The following is a 19,250-nucleotide window of genomic DNA, read 5'->3' as shown; positions in this document are numbered from 1 at the left end:
CTGCTAACCTTTAAATAAGAAAGTTGGTGAGCTCAGGACGCTTTCTGGTTCGAAACCCGATCGGTTTACCCCAAGCATTAGAAATGGGTTGTTCATTTTCAGTGGAGATGAATCTCTAGTTTGCTTCAACAAATCGCCTTCTACCAATTGAACCCCAATGTTTTTGAAAAACAATTTCAGATAATCGATAAATACTTTTTCTTCCAAAACATTATATGAATCGTCAGAGTGGTTGATCAAAACGGATAAGGGTAGGTCGCGAAGTGATGGATTGAACACGTTAATGAAGCCTTTTACCATTTTGACAGAGTCCATTGACCCATCGTGAAAGACAACTAAATTCTCTATTCGCCAGCCGTTGGGCAAAAAAAGCATCGGGCATTTTATGGTGTCGATTATCTCTTTCAGCAGGCTGTTATCATAGGCCTCGTGCACACTTTGTTCCCAAATAAGCAAGTCGTAGACGGTACTCAAGCTAGCGAGTTGTTTATCATCTACCTTTTCACCGATCCAATCGAGCTCTAGGTTAAAATCCGCCGCCTGTTGTTCGGCCATTGCGGCGTTTTCTAGGCCTTCAACCAGATTATCTAGATTATTTTGATCTGAAGTGTCGTTGGAACTCGCAACCAACTGACCACTGTCGTAATTTTTGATCGGGAAAGCCGTCACATATTTTTTGTGTGTCTTATTGAGCAGATTTGTCAGGTCCTCGAAGAGATGTTCGAGGCCGGATGCTGTATTTGCTGCGAGTAAAATTTTATGTTTCACGACCTTTAATTCAATTGATAGAATCAAAAGTACTCCAGACAGCTCGGGGGGTTATTGATGGGTATCAGAGAAAAACATGACAAAAATCATGTTTATGCATAAAAGTCAGCTTCGTGTATAAGTTTTTCGGTATCTACAACTTTGATTTTCTTTCCAACCAAACCGATCAATCCATCGGATTTAAACTCAGAAAGTAGCCTTATCACGGTCTCAGTGGCTGTTCCGACAATATTTGCAAGATCTTCTCTAGACAAGGCTATATCGATCAAGTCACTATCCTCACCCTCCATACCATAAGTTTCTTTGAGCATAAGAATCGTAGCCGCTAACCTTTCTCTAACCGACTTTTGTGAGAGTTCTGCCAGCTTTGTTTCCATTACTCCAAGTTCGTGACATACCGCTTTCATCAGCTTTTGGAAAAAGGCCGGATTTGTATTCAAAATCGAAAGGAAATCGCTCTTGGGGATAAAGCAAATCGCCGCTTGTTCGATCACCGTGGCAGATGCTCCATAGAATTCCTCACTTAGCAGAGAACGATAACCTAAAAAGTCCCCTGGCTGGGCAATGAAAAGGATTTGTTCCTTACCGTTAGAGCCCATTTTATACACTTTTACTTTACCCACGTTGATACAGAAAATCCCCATCGGTCTGGTGCCTTCATAAAAAAGATTTTGGCCTTTTTTGTAGGTTATACATGATTTATGGGCTGATAGTACTTCTAAGTCACTATCCGGTAGATCGGCAAAGTGAGAACCAGCTTTGGACTTACAAAACTGACATTGAACGTTAAGTTGACTCGGTTTCTTAAGGGCCATCCTGCAGGGTTTGAAATAAAATTAGGCATGGATTGCTGTATTCACAAACCAATCGTTTAAACTATCAACCATTTTTATAATTAAACTCCTATGTGAAGTAAAAGCCTGCTATCGGGCGGCTAATTTGGATTAGCAACTTATGTTTAGAGTACTTGACCTAGACCAAAAAGCACCACAAAGAGCAGCGTAGACAAGGCCATCTGCTTTAAAAATGGGTCTAATTCTTCAGATGTAGTTTTGGACTTAACGGCCAATGCATTTCTGAGAAACAAAGGGGCTGACAATATGAATAGCAATTGAAGAGCACCGCTGTAATTCACCAAAACATACACAACACTCAAAGCCATACCTACAAACAATAGGAACCAATGATATTTAACCGCAGCATCACGGCCAATCCTTACAGGAATTGACTTTTTTCCCGCTTTTTGATCTGAATCAATGTCACGAATATTATTCACGTTGAGCACGGCAACAGAGAAAAATCCTACAGAAATAGCTGGGAGTATGTAGGTTAGGTTGATTTCTGCTTCGTATAAAAAGGCACTGCCCATAACCGCCACAAAACCAAAGAATATTAAGACGCTTAAATCTCCCAAACCAGCGTAACCGTAAGGTCGGTAGCCCGCTGTATAGGTGATAGCCGCTAGAATGGCTAATGCGCCTATACCAAGAAATATCCAAGAGAATTTTGATCCCCAACCAAAGGCTACCTCAATTAACGCGATCCCTGCGGCAAGGGAGAGTATAGCGAATACTATAATGGCATTTCGCATGGCCAGCTTTGAAATAGCACCAGTTTGCACGGCTCTTGAAGGTCCTTTTCTGTCCACACTGTCAGCACCATGGACCGAATCGCCATAATCATTGGCCAGATTCGATAGTACTTGCAAAAAGATGGTGGTTAAAGCGCAGAATGCGAAAGTGAGGCCATCGAAGTTTCCTGAGGCAGCAGCTAAAAAAGACCCCATACCAATTGAAGCTAATGCCAATGGTAATGTTCGTAATCTAAACGCTGAAAGCCAATCTTTCATTATTAAAGCTTGCTCGTAATGGCTTCTTCTAATGGATTTACAGCTGAAGGAAAAAAACCGACAACTTCGCCCTTTTCATTGATTAGGTACTTGCAAAAATTCCAATTAGGTACTTTTCCTGACTCCTCTTCTAGCCACTTGTAAAGCGGGTGCCGATCTTTACCCACAACGGATATTTTTTCAAGCATTTGGAAAGTAACGCCATAATTGGCTTTACAAAACTCTTGTATTTCGGAGTTGCTTCCAGGCTCTTGGCCACCGAAATTATTAGCAGGAATGCCTATAACCTCTACTTTGTTTCCAAATTGATTGGAAAGCATCTGAAGGTCTTCATACTGAGGTGTATAACCGCATGCCGAAGCCACATTAACCAATAAAACTTTCTTCCCTTTGTATTTATCAAAGTCAATTTCTTTGCCGTCGATGGCTTGTAATTTGAAATTGTGAAAACCCATATTTTTTTGATTTGGTGGTAAAATCAGACTGATCAACAAAAAGAGGTAAGGCATACTACATTCTATCAGGTACTTGAATGCCTAATAAACTCATGCTCACTTTGATTGTTTCGGCGGTCAATGCTGAAAGTGCCACTCTGAATTGCTGAACTGATTTATTGGACTCGTTAAAGATGGATAGTTCGGTATAGAATCTATTATAGTCTTTAGCCAAGTCGTAGACATATTGTGCCATAATAGCTGGCGAATAAGTATCAGCTGCTAATTGGAGCTTCTCTGGATACTGTCCTAGCGCAAACACGAGATCTTTTTCTGTTTGATGAACGTCAGTGAGTGCCTCAAAATCTATATCTACCGTGCTTACGTCGATTTGATTCGCCTTTCTAAGAATAGCGCTAATTCTCGCATGCGTGTATTGAATAAAAGGTCCAGTGTTACCTTGGAACTCAATCGATTCAGCAGGATTGAATAGCATTCGTTTTTTAGGGTCTACTTTCAGCAGGAAATACTTAATGGCTCCTAAACCAAGCATTTCATACAGTTTTTCTGCTTGATCGGCTGTAAACCCATCAATTTTACCCAATTCCTCGGTTCTGGCTTTGGCTGTATTAGCCATCTCTTTCATTAAGTCGTCGGCATCTACGACAGTCCCTTCTCGAGATTTCATTTTTCCGCTTGGTAGATCTACCATACCATAAGACAAATGATAGCAAGCCGAAGCCCATGAATAGCCTAACTTTTTGAGTATTAAGAAAAGTACTTTGAAATGGTACTCTTGCTCATTTCCAACAGTATAAATCAGTTGACTTAGTCCCGGATAATCGTCAAAACGCATGAGTGCTGTTCCGATATCTTGTGTCATGTAGACTGATGTTCCGTCTTTGCGAAGCAGTAGTTTCTCGTCCAAGCCCTCATCAGTCAGGTCAACCCAAACTGAACCATCTTCTTTTTTGAAAAAGACACCTTTCTCAAGCCCTTCCATTACACGATCACGGCCGATCAAGTAGGTATCACTCTCATAATAGAGCTTATCGAAATCTACCCCCATGCGGTCGTAAGTAGCATTGAATCCGTCGTAGACCCAGCCATTCATTTTCTCCCATAAAGCATAAACTTCGGGATCTTTTGCCTCCCACTTCATGAGCATTTCTTGTGCTGCTAATAGAATAGGCGCTTGTTTTTCGGCTTCCTCTTGTGCCATACCTTCGGCGACGAGTTCAGCAATTTCTTTTTTATAGGCCTTATCGAAAGCAACATAGTACTTACCCACAAGGTGATCCCCTTTTAAATCAGAGGACTCAGGTGTTTCTCCTTCTCCAAATCGAAGCCATGCAAGCATTGATTTACAAATGTGAATACCCCGATCATTTATAATCTGTACTTTCTGAACCTCATTTCCTGCCGCTTTTAGTATCCGCGAGACAGAGTTACCAAGGAAATTATTTCTTAAATGACCTAAATGGAGCGGCTTATTGGTATTCGGCGATGAATATTCTACTACAACAGTTCTACCCGTTGATGGCATTTGGAACAATGGTGATTCACTTACATTGACACCATTAAATATCTCGGCAAATCGACCAATTTGAGAGGCTTCCGAAACTGAAATATTCAGGAACCCTTTTACTGTGTTAAAAGCAGAAACTTCTTTCGTATGCTCTAGAAGGTAGCTACCGATGTCATTTCCTGTTTCTTCTGGGCTTTTCTTTGAAAACCTAGCAAAAGGAAATGTTACAAAAGTGTATGTTCCCTCAAATTCCTTGCGCGTCGGTTGAAGGCTTATTTCACTAGCAGGCAATTCGTGATTGTACAGCGTTTGGAGCGCTGCCGAAATACCTTCGACTATATGTTGTTCCATTAATTAGAAATTCTTGATCAAAGAATCAGTTGTGGCTTCAAGAATATCAAAAGCGTTCTCGGCCATCCTGTTTTCAGTGTCCAAAGTTGGGTTCACCTCAACAATTTCCCAACAACAAACTCTTTTATCTTTTATAAGTGCTCTATTTAGCTCAAAAGCCTCATCTTTTGAAAGTCCATTCGCCACTGGAGTTCCTGTACCAGTGGAAATTGATGTATCGAGACTGTCTACGTCAAAAGAAATGTAAATCTGCTCACAGTCTTTTAACAAGGCTAATGCTTCCACAGCAATGGCTTCTACTCCTTTTGATCTTAATTCGTCTGTTTTAAAATTTCTAATTCCAAACTGATCCATCAAATGATCCTCGGCTGGTTCGGTATCTCGAACACCGATAAAGACAACATCTGAAGGAGAGATTTTGGGTCCTCTACCTCCTATTTGCTTTATTCGTTCCCAGAGCGCCTCTGTTTCCTCCTCCACATCATTGGATTCGCAAGCTTCATTATCTAAAGCAGAAACCATGGCCAATGGCATACCATGCATATTTCCAGAAGGCGTGGTGTACGGCGTGTGGAAGTCGGCATGGGCATCGATCCAAATTACGCCTAATCGTTTGTCAGGGTCGGCTTGCTTAATACCGCAAATAGTACCCGCGGCAGTAGAATGATCGCCGGCCAATACTATTGGAAAAAGAGCGTCTTTCCTTAATTCTGTAATCGTGTCACAAACCCGATTGAGCATCGTATAGACTCCGTCACCATATTTTGCATAGGGAAATTGTGGATCGCCAAATAATAGTTGATTTTCATCCTTTACACTTACAGGTTCAAATCGCATAAAGAAACTGGACTGCCTTTTAATACTAGCTATTTTTAAGGCATCTATACCCATACTAGCACCTCTGGTTCCTGCGGCTAACTCTGATCTGACCTCTACTAATCTAATCTTTCTCATAGATGGTAATTAATGATTATGGCTTTAAAGGCTATGTGCTTCAACTAACAGTTCAATCGATTGCAAGATATTGCTTTTCGTCAGTAAAAACGGAAAAAAATCGAAGACTTCATTTCCAGTCAAATGATGGGGTTTTATACTTCGAACATTTTTCGAATGACAAGGCATCTACAATTCAAAATTTGTTACAATATTTGCCTAGCAATTAGCCTACTTGATTAACATTGAAAAGCTATTTCGACCTAATAGATCAGACTTTCGGATTCCCAACAGAAGAGTTTAAAGTCAATGGAAAGTATCTAGAATTCCACGGAATATCTCTTAAGGATATTATTAAGGAACATGGAACACCTTTAAAAATTTCCTACCTACCGAAGATTGCCGAGAACATTAACAATGCAAAAAAGTGGTTTGCCGATGCCATGGCAAAACATCAATACAAAGGTGATTACACCTATTGCTATTGCACAAAATCGTCTCATTTTGAGTTTGTTCTTGACGAGGTTTTGGACAATGATTGTCAGATAGAAACGTCCTCTGCCTTTGACCTACAGATTGTTAAGAGTTTACATGCAAAGGGAAAGGTGGACAAGGATCTTATGATCATTTGTAACGGATTTAAAAGGCCACTATATATTCAATATTTGGTTGAATTGGTAAATAGCGGGTTTACAAACTGTATCCCTATTCTAGACAACCTCAATGAGTTAGAAGAGTACAAATCTCGGATTGACAAAGACTTTCAAATTGGTATTCGGGTTGCCGCAGATGAAGAACCAAATTTTGAATTCTATACTTCTAGGCTTGGCATACGATATAGCGATATCAACAAGCTGTATAAAGAGGAAATTGAAGGAACTCATGCGAAGTTGAAAATGCTTCATTTTTTCATTAATACCGGTATTAAGGATTCGGCGTATTACTGGAGCGAATTGAGTCGCTTTATGTATAAGTACTGCGAATTGAAAAAGATTTGCCCAGAGCTAGATACCATTGACATTGGCGGTGGCTTTCCGATAAAAACATCCATGACTTTTGAGTACGACTACCCATATATGGTGGATCAGATCATACAGAACATCAAGTGGATTTGTAATAAAAACAATGTCGACATGCCAAATATCATTACTGAATTTGGCTCATTTACCGTAGGTGAGAGCGGCGCGATTATCTATTCCGTGCTAGATCAAAAGTTACAGAACGACAAGGAGCTTTGGTACATGGTTGATGGCTCTTTTATCACAAGTCTGCCTGATTCATGGGGTACAAATCAGAAGTTCATATTACTCGCTATCAATAAATGGGATCACCCTTTTCAAAAGATCAATATGGGTGGTCTTACCTGTGATAGTATGGATTACTATAATTCTGAAGCCCATTCGTCAGAGTTGTTTATGCCATTAATCGAGGAAGACGAAAATCTATATGTCGGTTTTTTCCACACCGGTGCTTATCAAGAGTCTTTGGGCGGTTATGGTGGTATTCAACATTGCCTGATTCCAGCCCCTAAACATGTCTTAATTGACAAAAATGAAAAAGGTGAACTAGAAACACGTGTATTTGCCGAAGAGCAAACTCATGAAAATATGTTGAATATTCTGGGGTACTAATGCTATTTATAGCAGCGTTTCAACAGCCTCGGTAGGCCGACCAATCACTGCCTTATTACCCTTTATTACAATCGGTCTTTCAATCAACTTAGGATGGTCGATCATTGCTTGAACCCAATCGTCATCTGATAATGTTTTGCCTTTGAAATCCGATTTGTAGATGGCTTCCCCCTTTCGGATTAAATCGAAAGGAGTAATTCCAAGTTTAGCGATCACAGCCTTTAGTTCTTCAACGGTGGGCAGTTGCTTTAAATATTCAATGATTTCAAATTCGACTCCCTTTTCTTCAAGCAATTGAATTGCTTGACGACTTTTCGTACACCTAGGGTTGTGGTAAACTTGTATGTCTGCGCTCATAGATGCTATTAACCCAAGCCTTTGGTGTTGACTGTAAAGGAACCCGAACCGTCACAGTTAGGGCACATAATACCTTCATAAACATTGCCTTTACCTGAGCAGTAGTAGCAAGTAACAGTTTTAGAAAAAACTTCCGTATGTCTTACAGGAGGCTCTGGTCTTACTTCCCTTTTAGCCGCCAGTCTTCTTTCATAAGACATTTTCACACTGTCAATTTCGAGTAAATCCGGATATGTCTTGATCATTTCCTCAATATTCCGAAACTCGTAAGTATCATCCCCTTCCTCTACTATCCAACGTCTTCCAAGTTTTGCGTAATAGGCGCGTCTTCCATTTAAGGTATGTACTTTAAAATTATTCATTCAGTAATATGGTTTTTTCGGTTCAGTATACGACTTTGCGCAACATGTAAAAATAAAAAACTTTTATCAGTACCAAAATTCGAATGGTTCTTTCAATTTTATGGGGACAATAAAGAAATACAATGGAGCAAGTAAAACTCAGCGATAAAGTCAGCATTTCGGCTATAGTTCACGGTATGTGGCGTTTGCCAGAATGGAATCTTTCACCTAACCAAATCGTCGAATTTGTCGAAAAATGCATAGAATTGGGGATAGACACCTTCGATCATGCGGATATATATGGTGACTATATGGTCGAAGAAATGTTTGGCAATGCCATGAGCCAATCGGCGGCGCTAAATCAGAATATAAAAGTTGTGACAAAATGTGGTATCAAGTTAAGGTCAAACCAAAAACCAGAACATTACATTCAACATTACGACACAAGTTATGACCACATCATTGCTTCTGTTGAGAATTCACTCACCAAACTGAAGCGAGACAACATTGATGTTCTTCTTATCCACAGGCCAAGCCCACTCAGCAATCCGGAGGAAATGGCAGAGGCTTTCGCAAAACTCAGGGCTGAAGGGAAAGTTTTAGAATTCGGCGTATCCAACTACCTGCCGCATCAGTTCGATGCATTACAAGCGCACATGGATTTCCCATTGGTCACTAATCAAGTAGAAATTTCGGTGGCCGCTTTACAAGAATTCGAAAATGGTGCCATTAGCTTGTGTCAAGAAATAGGAATCCCACCTATGGCATGGTCTCCTTTGGCAGGTGGCTCAATCTTTAAAGGAGAAACACATCGTTTCCTTACGATCAAAAACGTTCTCCATAAAATATCTGATCAATTTGGCGTGAGTATCGACCAAATCATGTACGCCTGGCTTTTAAAGCACCCATCTAATATTATTCCGATTGTGGGTAGTGGAAAAATAGAAAGAGTTCAATCGGCAGTAAATGCCCTGAATATAGACTTAACTACGCAACAGTGGTTTGAACTATGGGTGGCTTCAAAAGGAGAAAACGTACCATAAAGAATCAAAAAATGACAGGAAACCTTAGTTACCCGATAGGTCCATTTGTAGCCCCAAAAAATATAGATCAAGCTCAAATTGACTCTTGGATTCAGGAGATAGCTGAACTCCCAGCTAAATTCAGCGCTACTATAACAGGGCTGAGCAACGATCAACTAGACACGCCTTATCGCCCTGGTGGGTGGACCGTCAGACAGGTAATTCATCACCTACCCGACAGCCACATAGGTAGCTATTGTAGATTTCATTGGGCACTGACTGAAGACAACCCTACCATTAAAGCTTATGATGAAAAGGCTTGGGCTAATCTCAGCTATCAAAAGGAAGTCCCTATCGAAAGTTCTTTAGGCATGCTAGATCATATTCATGCACGTTGGGTTGTCTTGATGAAAAAACTGACTGATACAGATTTAGAAAAAACATATGTACACCCTGAAGATGGGAAGGTGTATATTTTAAGGGAAGTAGTGGGGATGTATGCCTGGCATGGAAACCACCATTTGGCGCATGTTGTGAATCTAAAAAAGCGAATGGATTGGTAAATCATACTTTAGTATGACCCTATTTTATGATACGCCGCTTAGCTTTAAAATAAAAAGATGGACAAGAACAAAGAGGCAATTTATGGAACGATCGGCTGGATAGACCTGACTGTTCCAGGAGCAGAAAACGTCAAGGATTTTTATGCAGCGGTAACCGGATGGAAACCTGAACCGGTATCGATGGGCGATTATAATGACTATAATATGACGGCAAACGGGGAGCCGAAAGCAGGAGTTTGTCATAAAACGGGACCGAATGCCGACATACCATCTCAATGGATCATCTACATAAATGTTCCCGACCTTGAAAAAAGTGTAGCGGCTGTAGAAGAAAAAGGCGGGAAACTTTTGACCGAAATAAAATCAATGGGCTCTTATGGAAGAACTTGCTACATTGAGGACCCTGCTGGCGCAGTTTGTGCTCTTTTTGAGCCCGCTTAATACCAAGTTTTATCTCTGCATGAAATGCACTAAATTCAACCCGATTACCTCAATCAAATGAAAAAACTGCATTTCATAATCGGTCTGACTCTGTTTTTAGGTGTCTTTATCTATAACGATGCCATGGGACAACAGGATTTGCCGAGTTATAACTGTGCCGCGAACACTTTACCAATAAACCAGCGCATTTGTATTGGCATTTCGGAAACTCCTGCCTTTATGTATAAAGATTTCTTGGCTTGGGTAGCTGAGGAAAAAGGCATGAATTCTACTGAATTCAAAGCGGCCCAGCCAGATTACGGTACGTGGACCAATCTTTTTCCTTCCATTGACAAAGAAAAGCTAGAAGAGCGGTTCATCAATTCAGATCAGTTTGCTCTGATGCCAATGGTAGGGATAAGTAAAGCTCAGGCTATACTTTATTGTGAATGGCGAACTGAAATGTTCAAAGTGGAACTGGCTCAAATGAGTAAAAGAGAACGCGCTGCTTTTCCCAAAAAATTTGAATTTAGACTACCGACTGCTAATGAATGGTCTCGAATGAGGTTTTTGGTTCAAGAAAAAGCCATGATGAAACGGCTTTCGAAGATTGCCAATACCAATAGAAAAGCTTTCAAGTTTTCAAAAAATCGGATCATGGGCAAGAGCGAGTTGATTAAAGATATCTATGCGGATAAAGACGAGAAACTGGGCTTTTACAATTTATTCTCTAATGTTTCCGAAATGACCTCTACTGATGGAGAGGCAATGGGTGGTAGTTGGTTTAAGAAGGACGAAGGAAAAAATTTCAAAATGCTTACTAGTTACACAGGTGCCCAAAGTTGGTTGGGTTTTCGTATAATATTCGAGATTATCGAATAGATCGTTAGACCAAACTGACTACCAGAAATCCTAAATAAGTACCCAAACCCGTCCCTAAAGCTCCAGCCAGAATAGCAGGCAACACCAAGTCCATTCTTTTAAAACTTTTTGCTAAGGCTAAAGCCGTACTTGATCCACCGATATTTGCCTGCGAAGCGATCGCCACGATCGACCAATCCAATTTGAATACAAGTCCACAAACGATAATAATCATACCATGTACTAAAACAATCGCGCCTGTAAATACGAGTATATCTATTGCATTTACGCCGACAGCCGCCAATGCAGTCAACTCACAAAATGCTCCAACCACTACTAAAAAGAGATATACCGAGTACATGCCCAAAAGCTTGGCACCTGAAATTTTTTGGATAAACTTGGTTTGAGCCAGAACTAAGGCCAGCGTAGTGAGAATTAAAATCGATGGAATAGAAAAACCCTGCTCCGTTGTCCAATCGGATAATATATCTGAAATTAACATGGTACCAAGCGCTAAGGCGATCAGTAAACCTAAATTTAACGGTGAAAGCTTTTCTTCATCGGAATGAGTTTCTTCTCGATAGCTAGTCTTACTTAACACTTCCGGGTTGTTCCTAATTTTCCTCATCACCATGGGTAAACTCAGGGTTACTAGCATCCAAATTGTAGTCATGATATTATCAGCTACGACTATCCCTGTAAAAACCGCTCCTTCCTTAACCATACCATATTCAAGTGCGATTGCATTAAAATTGGCACTTCCCCCTGTATAAGTTCCGGTCATCATGCCAGCTATCGGGGGATAATTTGTTCCAAATACGGTTTGATAATCGATCAGTTGTAATGCGACCAACACGCCGACCATGGTACCCAAAGCACCTAAAGAAAACGCAATAAGCATAGGCATTCCCGCCTTTTTGAGTTCAGTTAGGCTTACACCAAGCAGTAGAAAAAAGATACTCGCCGGCGCGACGTATTGAAATATTGAATCGTAAACTGGGCTGGCATTGGACGCCGATGGTATCAACCCCAAATTCGCAAACAAAGCACCCAGCAAAATCACTAAAAGCGAGCTACTCAAATGCTTAAGCTTAGTGTACTTACAAAGCCATTCACTGGCAAAAATCAAGAAGCTCAGCGTGGCTAAAATGTAAATCGGGTTCTGAATCATTCTGAATAAGTTAGAATATTTTTAACAATTGCTTCATATAAAAAGCGGGCTGTCATGGCAATAATTCACGATCATTAGATCAAAATTGTCCTATGCGCAAACTTTTAACTAACTGCTCGTTACTCTTTCTCCTCACCTTCGTGCTTATTTCTTGTACCATTAGCCCTGAGCAAGACCGTAAATCCAAAGTTAACTACCTGACAGACTACGAACCCAAAACGGTAGACGGCCTAGTTAATGTAGTTGTAGAAATTCCGGCGGGGACTTTAGAGAAGTGGGAAGTCAGCAAGCCATCGGGTAAGTTATCCTTAAATATGATTGACGGAAAACCGAGAATCATTCAGTACCTAGGGTACCCCGGGAATTATGGTATGATTCCGCAGACACTTCTACCAAAAGCTCTCGGCGGAGATGGTGACCCTTTGGACGTACTTGTTTTAGGCTCCCCAGTTGAGAGAGGAGATGTTGTGGGCGTGAAAATAATCGGCGTATTGCGATTATTAGATGGCGGAGAGCAGGACGACAAACTTATTGCGGTACAAAAAGATTCTCCTCTATATGGTATTAACTCCGTAGCGGAGTTAGAAGCAAATTTTAAAGGAGTCACTGAAATTATTAACCTGTGGTTTAGTCATTACAAAGGAGAAGGAGTATTGGAAACCAACGGCTTTTATGGTAGAGAGAAGGCCATGGAAATTTTAGAGTCAGCCATTCTAGAATACACTAATGCCCAGTAGGTTTTAAGATCACTTAGCACTTCCCAATTGGCGCAGCACTTCCTCTCGGTATGACTGACCGATCGAAACCATATGCTTGCCTATCTTCACTTGATTACCTTCTATGTATTCGAACTTAGTTTTATTAATGATAAAGGATTTGTGAGTCCGTACAAATTGATCGGCTGGTAGTTCACTGATCAGTTTTTTCATCGTCGTAGTGACAATAAGCACCTTATCAGACAAGTGAACTTTTACATAATCGCCAAGCGCCTCGCACAGTAAAATATCGTCAAAGGAAGTCCTATAAACCTTTTTATCGGCCTTTAATAGAATATAATCCTGGGCAGATTCTGGCACTGAAAGAGTCCCTAACTTTTCTTTCACTTTATTAATTGCTTGAACAAATCGCTCAAAAGCAATGGGCTTCATCAAGTAATCGACCGCATTTAACTCAAATCCCTCCACAGCGAATTCAGGATAAGCTGTAGTAAAAATCACCTGTGGTTTTTTGCTTAACCCTTTATAAAAATTCACTCCCGATAATTTGGGCATATTGATGTCCAAAAAGAGCAAATCCACTGATTGTTTGTTCAGTTCAGCCATGGCCTCAAACGCGTCTTTACACTCCCCAACCAAGTGGAGATCGGGGTGATCGTTAACAAAAGTCTTCAATACGTTTCTGGATAACGGCTCGTCATCGATAATCAAACAATTGATCATTTTATAGTGAGTTTTACTTTAAATTCTGTGGCTGTTTCTTCAATCTCAAAATCATGTCTTCCTCCGTAAATCAAAGCTAATCTTCGCTTTACGTTTTCAAGACCAATCCCACCATACTTGCCATCTTCCATATCATCGACAGTTCCCTTATTGTTTTCAATAATGAATGAAATCCCATCTTCAGCAATCAGGGAAATATTCACATAGGCTGAATCAGAGACTCCCTTCACGCCATGCTTGAAACTGTTTTCGACTAGTGGAAAAAAGAGTAAGGGCGCAATTCTATAAGCCGAAAGGTCTCCCTTTACACTAAAAGTAACTTGAGTACTGATATCAGACCTTAGTTTTTGCAGCTCAATATAGTTTTCGAGCATTTCCAATTCTTTGGATAACTCCACTTCATCCTCACCAACCTCATAAAGCATATACCGCAATAAATTTGATAATTCTAAAACCGTTTCTGCTGTCTGATCGCTTTTAGAAAGGGCCAAAGAATAGATACTATTTAAGCTATTGAACAAAAAATGTGGGTTAACCTGAGACTTTAGAGAATTGAGCTCTATCGTTAGTTTTTCTTTCTCTACGCGTTGTAACTGATACCAAGATTTAGAAAGTTTGAGGAGTGTAGTCAGCACCAAATAGATTAGAAAAATGGTCACCAACACTTCGTAGTCAGTGAAAGAAACCATGTAATACTCTACAGGTAAAAGCGGCAAAAGGACCTCAAATGTCAATTCATGAAAACCATAAGCTAAATGAATTAAAGCGATGGCTAGCGTGCCATAAAGGAAATATTTTCCGCGCTGAAGAAACCTCGGGATTAGTAGTCCCAAGTTGATATATACCAAAAGAAAAAGAGGTATATGGAAAAGGAGCGCATAGAAAAAATCTACAAACTTCAGGAAGTTAGAAATAGCAAAGTAATCACCAATAACATAAATGGATAGCACCCAAAAAACTGGATGCTGAAACCATTTTGAATTGATTACTAATGCAAATACTTGTTTCACTGACCTATTCTTTTAAAAACTTCTTTTTCCTCAAAGACACCTTTTTTTAGGGCATATCTCTTGATAAAACTTTGGAGTTCTTTTGGCTTAGCGGTAATTACCATTGTGCCGTCTACATTTTCATGCCTTAAGCGTACTTGATTTCGTTCAAAAAGTTCAGCCATTCGTTCAAGGTCGAATCTTTGAATATTTAGATTGTCTTTATCTAAATCAATCCTCAGGAAGGTGTGCGTTGGTAGCATTATTGCTCCAAAGGCATAATCTGACTGTTCCGCATCTGGTAAAATATCCAGAAAATAATCTTTGCCTATTCTCACTAAATGTGCTGTATATTCTGTTCGTTCATCTCCCTCCTGATAAATCATGCGGTACGATTTAGAACCTCCGACGGATACAGTGCCCTTAAACTTCGGCTTCTTGTCACTAATTAACTTATCCAGTCCTATTTCTGCTGAATTTAAAATAGTGGACAATGCCTCCTCTTCATCGGCTAATAGCAGCAATAACTCTCTCATTTTGGCAGAAGAGTCCATTAGTGATCGTATAGTGTTATGATTTCCTTGGTCAATTTTTGAATAAATACGATCATAGTACATCCAAATAGAATCACGATTTGTCACCACTTTTTCACCTACTTTTATGGAAGGTTCTCCAACAAAACGAGCTACCCATTTTTCTCCTACAATTGAATCGGTTGGTTTTTCCTGCTCACTTGCAACTTCATTTTCGTTTGATGCCTGGATAATGATATATTCATCTGCAAAACGTCCTGCCTGCCATTTGCCAACAAGCTCTGGCAGGTATACTAATGTATCTTCCGTGTATAGGGGAAAAAGAGAATACACGCATGAATTCAGTGCCAATGCTAATAGAACAAAAAGAAATAGTGATTTGAAACGATTTTTCATAATCAACCTTGCTTTATAGTTCTACTTTTTGATAGTATTCCGGCTTCTCAAAGACAGATTCGTCGTTGGAGTACTTTTCCAAAAACTTTCGAAGCTCCTCTGTTTTGGCAGTAATTAGAATTGTTCCGTCCACATTTTCATGACGCATTCTCACCAAGTTACTTTCAAAGAGTTTATTCATTTTATGAAGGTCAAACTCTGTTATGGCTAATCGATCAGCCTCTACTTCAAGTTTCATAAACGTGTGCACTGGAAACCATACACGTGACTCCATGGTCAAATCTACATGATCACTTTCGGTGGCATACAAATCCAAGAAGTAGTCATCACCAATAAGTGTTAGCGTAGCTTCATACTCGAAGATTTGCCCTTCATCGTTCAAAACCATTTTATATGATTTCGAAGAACTAGAGTACTTCATTGTGTTAGCAGATCCAATATTATTTAAGGCTTTGCCCAGCTTATTAAATGCTGCACCCATTTTACTGAATGACTCTTCTAAATTTTCTCCAAATTCTAGCAAGTCGCCTTCCAGTTCTTCACCTAAGGAGTCCATTTGTGCATCCCAATAAGCTTGCACCTTTTCTTTATCCCGGATGGTATCGCCTTTCACTACAATATAGTCGCCATCCTCAATTGTAACTGAGATTGAACTATTGACTTTTACTTGGCTTCTTTCGACCGGTTCAGTTCGAGCTATGCTAACTTCAGTGTCGATGACACTCCCTGACTTGAATTCCACCGTTCGATTCCCAAAACCATCCAATTCCCATTTTCCGATCAGTTCCGGTAAATAGACTATACTTTCTTCTGTATAAATGGGTAAAAGCGAATAAACACATGAGCTCATACAGATCATGAGCACGCTAATGGCTACTAGTACTTTAAATTTCTTTTTCATGACATTTGACTTTTTAATTCTACTTTGAGTTTTTGATGTCTCAAAGGTGTAGGAGAAGTCGTGCCTAGTAAAATTTTATCGGTGAACACTAGATTTTTCCGGACGAACATGAAAAACTAGCTTTATTAACTCAAAACAGCGCCTACAGCACTAGTAAAATCATCGACCACAAAGTCTGCTTGACTAGAGCCTTCATCTGAAGTCACTTGAATTGTCGTGAACTTCATTTTTTTTGCTGGAATCATATCGCTTTCCCGGTCGCCGATCATCCAAGAGTTGGCAATATCTATATGATGTTTTGCAATTGCCCTTTCAAACATTAATGAATTAGGTTTTCTAGAAAGGGTTTTGGATACCGTGTCATATCCTGGAGCAAAATAAATGTCGTCCAAAGCATTGTCACTTATTTCTTGTATGGCATTATGGCACTTCATAACAAATTCGTCAGTATAGTGCCCTTTAGCTATACCGCTTTGGTTGGTAATCACAATCAAGATAAACCCTGCTGACTTCAACCGTTTTAAGCCTTCGGCAACACCATCTTTAATTTTAAACTGATCGAAAGAGGTGACTTGGAAACCCAATTCTTCATTTAAAACTCCATCTCTATCCAGAAACACACATTTATTCATGTAGCTCATTTAATTCTGTAGGTATTAAAGTAAATTAATTTTCTCCACCCGAGTGCTGTATTTGAGATTATATTAGTTTTGTGACCACCCCATGAGCGACTGTCTAGTAATCATACCAACTTATAACGAAAAGGAGAACATCTCTGAGATGATCGAAGTCGTCATGAATCAACCGTCTCCTTTCCATTTATTGGTGGTTGATGATGGTTCTCCTGATGGCACCGCTTCATTGGTAAAAGAGAAAATGGAGCTTTACCCCGATCGTATTTTCATTGAAGAAAGATCAGGAAAACTCGGGTTGGGCACCGCTTATATTCATGGGTTTCGCTGGGCACTAAAACGAAATTATGAGTTCATTTTTGAAATGGACGCTGACTTTTCTCATAATCCGGCTGACTTAAATAAACTTTATGCTGCCTGTAAAGAAGATGGTCATGATATGGCGATCGGTTCCAGGTATGTGACTGGAGTAAATGTGGTCAACTGGCCAATGTCGCGCGTCATGCTATCGTATTTTGCGAGCCACTATGTTCGGTTTGTGACTGGTATGCCGATTAATGACACCACGGCAGGTTTTAAGTGCTATAGACGAAGTGTTCTAGAAACAATTCACCTAGATGGAGTAAGGTTCATGGGCTATGCTTTCCAGATTGAAATGAAGTTTCTGACATGGAAATTTGGATTCAAGATCACGGAAGTACCTATCATATTTACCGATCGTACACGTGGAGAATCAAAAATGAGTGGTGGCATCATAAAAGAGGCCGTATTAGGGGTAATTCAGATTAAACTTAGTAGCCTATTTACCACTTACCGCAGATCAATGGATGCCACGCCAGATGTGATGGCGAGTTAACCGTAAGGTTTTTAAAATTATCTTTTTGTGATCTAGTCGAATCTGATGGCCTTAACTGGGCTAATTCTTGAGATTATTGCCGTTGGAATTACTAAAATGAGCCCAACTAAAACCAAGGTCAATACATTGATACCCAAAGTACTCAACCAGTTCCAGTCGATCGGTACATGATCCATATAATAAGTGGCGGGTTCAAGTGGAATAACTTCAAAAAAGTACTGAATAGCGCCGAATCCAAAGGCAATAGCATTTCCCAAAATGAGCCCTTTGATTACCAATCGGATGCCGTTATAAGTAAAAATCCTTCTGATCAATTTATTGGTCGCTCCAAATGCTTTGAAAGAACCAATCATTTGAGTCCTTTCCATGATTAGGATAAACAACACCGAAACCATATTAAAGCAGGCAACGAAAAGAATAAGCGTGATCAAAATGAAAACATTTTGACTTAAGAGTCCTAACCAGTCAAATATCTGAGCAAACTTTTCATCGGCTCGTTCAGTGTAGTGCTCGACACTTATTTTGGGGATAATAGCATTTTCTGCGCCTTCCAAATCGTTCACATCATTTACGAAAACTTCATAACCTCCAACCTCATCAGCCGCCCAGCCATTTAAGATCCTAATCACATTCATATCGCCAATGACGGTTTGCTCATCGAAATTATCTAAGCCCGTTTCGAAAATGCCAGTCACATAAAAAGACCTGGTTCTAGGTGGGTCCATAATAAAATGTGTAACAATACGATCGCCTATTTCAACGCGCATTTTATTGGCCATCCGACGACTCATTAATATCTCATAAGAAGCTTTTTCATCCGTTTCCAGATTTGGATATGCCCCTTCGATCAAATATTCGTCAAAGAACTCTCGGTTAAAAGAATCTGTGATGCCTTTGAATAAAAGGGAAAACACTTCGTCATCATGAGGGACAAGTCCTGGCTTATGCGCAAATTCTTGAACATGCACTACATGATCATCTTCTAGAAGGTTGGCCATCCTTTCTTGTTCCATAGTGATCGGATCCTCTTCATAAACATTGGTAGAGGAGTACTTTTTAATCTGAATATGGCCTGCAAAGCTAAAAATCTTGTCTTTTATGTTATTCTGAAAGCCACCTAGTACTTGAAATGAGATGACCATAATGGCTATTCCCAAAGCCACACTTGCTATAGCAACTTTATGAATGATAGAAGAAAAACTCCCTTTATCAGTAGCATTTATTCTTTTGGAAATGAAGTAAGGGAGGTTCAAGATTATAGTTAATTTTAAATCA

General features: G+C 39.9%; 22 protein-coding genes. 7 read left to right on the top strand and 15 right to left on the bottom strand.

The genetic code is table 11. The features are described 5' to 3' along the window. Positions 1-3 precede the first annotated feature (3 nt). From BFP71_RS09485 to BFP71_RS09460, 6 genes are all read right to left on the bottom strand, one after another. Positions 4-768, bottom strand: coding sequence for a hypothetical protein (locus BFP71_RS09485; protein WP_069835245.1), 765 nt, complete (start codon positions 766-768; stop codon positions 4-6). A 92-nt stretch (positions 769-860) separates the two neighbouring features. Beyond that, the gene (locus BFP71_RS09480; protein ID WP_069835244.1) at positions 861-1,583 is read right to left on the bottom strand and encodes a Crp/Fnr family transcriptional regulator; all 723 of its coding nucleotides are present in this window, start codon (positions 1,581-1,583) and stop codon (positions 861-863) included. 143 nt (positions 1,584-1,726) lie between these two features. Next, on the bottom strand, positions 1,727-2,617 hold the full coding sequence (locus BFP71_RS09475; RefSeq protein ID WP_069835243.1) for a 1,4-dihydroxy-2-naphthoate polyprenyltransferase: 891 nt from the start codon (positions 2,615-2,617) through the stop codon (positions 1,727-1,729). 2 nt (positions 2,618-2,619) lie between these two features. Further along, positions 2,620-3,072 (bottom strand): glutathione peroxidase, encoded by a 453-nt coding sequence (locus BFP71_RS09470; RefSeq protein WP_069837022.1) that lies wholly within the window; start codon positions 3,070-3,072, stop codon positions 2,620-2,622. A 55-nt stretch (positions 3,073-3,127) separates the two neighbouring features. Further along, positions 3,128-4,930, bottom strand: coding sequence for an arginine--tRNA ligase (gene argS / locus BFP71_RS09465; RefSeq protein WP_069835242.1), 1,803 nt, complete (start codon positions 4,928-4,930; stop codon positions 3,128-3,130). 3 nt (positions 4,931-4,933) lie between these two features. After that, on the bottom strand, positions 4,934-5,884 hold the full coding sequence (locus BFP71_RS09460) for an arginase (RefSeq protein WP_069835241.1): 951 nt from the start codon (positions 5,882-5,884) through the stop codon (positions 4,934-4,936). 224 nt (positions 5,885-6,108) lie between these two features. Here BFP71_RS09460 and BFP71_RS09450 point away from each other — a divergent pair, with 224 nt between their 5' ends. Next, positions 6,109-7,494 carry a type III PLP-dependent enzyme domain-containing protein gene (locus tag BFP71_RS09450; RefSeq protein WP_069835239.1) on the top strand — a complete coding sequence of 462 codons (1,386 nt, stop codon included), beginning with the start codon at positions 6,109-6,111 and terminating at the stop codon, positions 7,492-7,494. 6 nt (positions 7,495-7,500) lie between these two features. Here the strand turns inward: BFP71_RS09450 and arsC are convergent, their stop codons facing one another. Then, positions 7,501-7,851 carry an arsenate reductase (glutaredoxin) gene (arsC, locus tag BFP71_RS09445; protein ID WP_069835238.1) on the bottom strand — a complete coding sequence of 117 codons (351 nt, stop codon included), beginning with the start codon at positions 7,849-7,851 and terminating at the stop codon, positions 7,501-7,503. Positions 7,852-7,859: 8 nt separating this feature from the next. Beyond that, positions 7,860-8,213: a DnaJ-like cysteine-rich domain-containing protein gene (locus BFP71_RS09440; RefSeq protein WP_069835237.1), complete on the bottom strand. Its 354-nt coding sequence runs from the start codon at positions 8,211-8,213 to the stop codon at positions 7,860-7,862. Positions 8,214-8,335: 122 nt separating this feature from the next. Here BFP71_RS09440 and BFP71_RS09435 point away from each other — a divergent pair, with 122 nt between their 5' ends. From BFP71_RS09435 to BFP71_RS09420, 4 genes are read left to right on the top strand one after another with little or no spacing between them, the layout of a single operon-like run. Then, a complete protein-coding gene (locus BFP71_RS09435) occupies positions 8,336-9,235 on the top strand; it encodes an aldo/keto reductase (RefSeq protein ID WP_069835236.1) in 900 nt (299 codons plus the stop codon). An 11-nt stretch (positions 9,236-9,246) separates the two neighbouring features. Then, positions 9,247-9,777, top strand: a complete 531-nt coding sequence (locus tag BFP71_RS09430) for a YfiT family bacillithiol transferase (protein WP_069837021.1) — start codon at positions 9,247-9,249, stop codon at positions 9,775-9,777. 57 nt (positions 9,778-9,834) lie between these two features. Continuing rightward, the gene (locus BFP71_RS09425) at positions 9,835-10,218 is read left to right on the top strand and encodes a VOC family protein (RefSeq protein WP_069835235.1); all 384 of its coding nucleotides are present in this window, start codon (positions 9,835-9,837) and stop codon (positions 10,216-10,218) included. Between the two features lie 57 nt (positions 10,219-10,275). Next, positions 10,276-11,079 carry an SUMF1/EgtB/PvdO family nonheme iron enzyme gene (locus BFP71_RS09420; RefSeq protein WP_069835234.1) on the top strand — a complete coding sequence of 268 codons (804 nt, stop codon included), beginning with the start codon at positions 10,276-10,278 and terminating at the stop codon, positions 11,077-11,079. A 4-nt stretch (positions 11,080-11,083) separates the two neighbouring features. Here BFP71_RS09420 and BFP71_RS09415 read toward each other — a convergent pair whose 3' ends face one another. Continuing rightward, complete coding sequence (locus BFP71_RS09415) at positions 11,084-12,229, bottom strand: DUF819 family protein (protein WP_069835233.1); 1,146 nt, start codon at positions 12,227-12,229, stop codon at positions 11,084-11,086. Positions 12,230-12,321: 92 nt separating this feature from the next. Here BFP71_RS09415 and BFP71_RS09410 point away from each other — a divergent pair, with 92 nt between their 5' ends. Next, a complete protein-coding gene (locus BFP71_RS09410) occupies positions 12,322-12,966 on the top strand; it encodes an inorganic diphosphatase (protein WP_069835232.1) in 645 nt (214 codons plus the stop codon). 9 nt (positions 12,967-12,975) lie between these two features. On the opposite strand, the gene BFP71_RS09405 is transcribed toward BFP71_RS09410, so the two are convergent. The 5 genes from BFP71_RS09405 to BFP71_RS09385 all read right to left on the bottom strand — a co-directional run bounded on the left by BFP71_RS09405 (position 12,976) and on the right by BFP71_RS09385 (position 17,119). Further along, on the bottom strand, positions 12,976-13,668 hold the full coding sequence (locus tag BFP71_RS09405; RefSeq protein WP_088124960.1) for a LytR/AlgR family response regulator transcription factor: 693 nt from the start codon (positions 13,666-13,668) through the stop codon (positions 12,976-12,978). Then, entirely contained in the window at positions 13,665-14,678 is a 1,014-nt protein-coding gene (locus tag BFP71_RS09400; protein ID WP_069835231.1) for a sensor histidine kinase, read from the bottom strand. Before BFP71_RS09400 ends, BFP71_RS09405 begins: the two co-directional genes overlap by 4 nt. Next, positions 14,675-15,586 (bottom strand): hypothetical protein, encoded by a 912-nt coding sequence (locus tag BFP71_RS09395; RefSeq protein ID WP_141719720.1) that lies wholly within the window; start codon positions 15,584-15,586, stop codon positions 14,675-14,677. Before BFP71_RS09395 ends, BFP71_RS09400 begins: the two co-directional genes overlap by 4 nt. 13 nt (positions 15,587-15,599) lie before the next feature. Further along, positions 15,600-16,487: a hypothetical protein gene (locus tag BFP71_RS09390; protein ID WP_069835229.1), complete on the bottom strand. Its 888-nt coding sequence runs from the start codon at positions 16,485-16,487 to the stop codon at positions 15,600-15,602. A 125-nt stretch (positions 16,488-16,612) separates the two neighbouring features. Further along, complete coding sequence (locus BFP71_RS09385; protein WP_069837019.1) at positions 16,613-17,119, bottom strand: D-glycero-alpha-D-manno-heptose-1,7-bisphosphate 7-phosphatase; 507 nt, start codon at positions 17,117-17,119, stop codon at positions 16,613-16,615. Between the two features lie 91 nt (positions 17,120-17,210). On the opposite strand from BFP71_RS09385, the gene BFP71_RS09380 reads away from it, so the two are divergent. Next, the gene (locus BFP71_RS09380; RefSeq protein WP_069835228.1) at positions 17,211-17,975 is read left to right on the top strand and encodes a polyprenol monophosphomannose synthase; all 765 of its coding nucleotides are present in this window, start codon (positions 17,211-17,213) and stop codon (positions 17,973-17,975) included. Between the two features lie 32 nt (positions 17,976-18,007). On the opposite strand, the gene BFP71_RS09375 is transcribed toward BFP71_RS09380, so the two are convergent. Continuing rightward, the gene (locus BFP71_RS09375) at positions 18,008-19,228 is read right to left on the bottom strand and encodes an ABC transporter permease (RefSeq protein ID WP_069835227.1); all 1,221 of its coding nucleotides are present in this window, start codon (positions 19,226-19,228) and stop codon (positions 18,008-18,010) included. Positions 19,229-19,250 lie beyond the last annotated feature (22 nt).

This window comes from Roseivirga misakiensis, assembly GCF_001747105.1.
GTDB lineage: Bacteria > Bacteroidota > Bacteroidia > Cytophagales > Cyclobacteriaceae > Roseivirga > Roseivirga misakiensis.
Note: the sequence above shows the minus strand (reverse complement) of the source record. Positions and strands in the feature narration are given on the sequence as shown.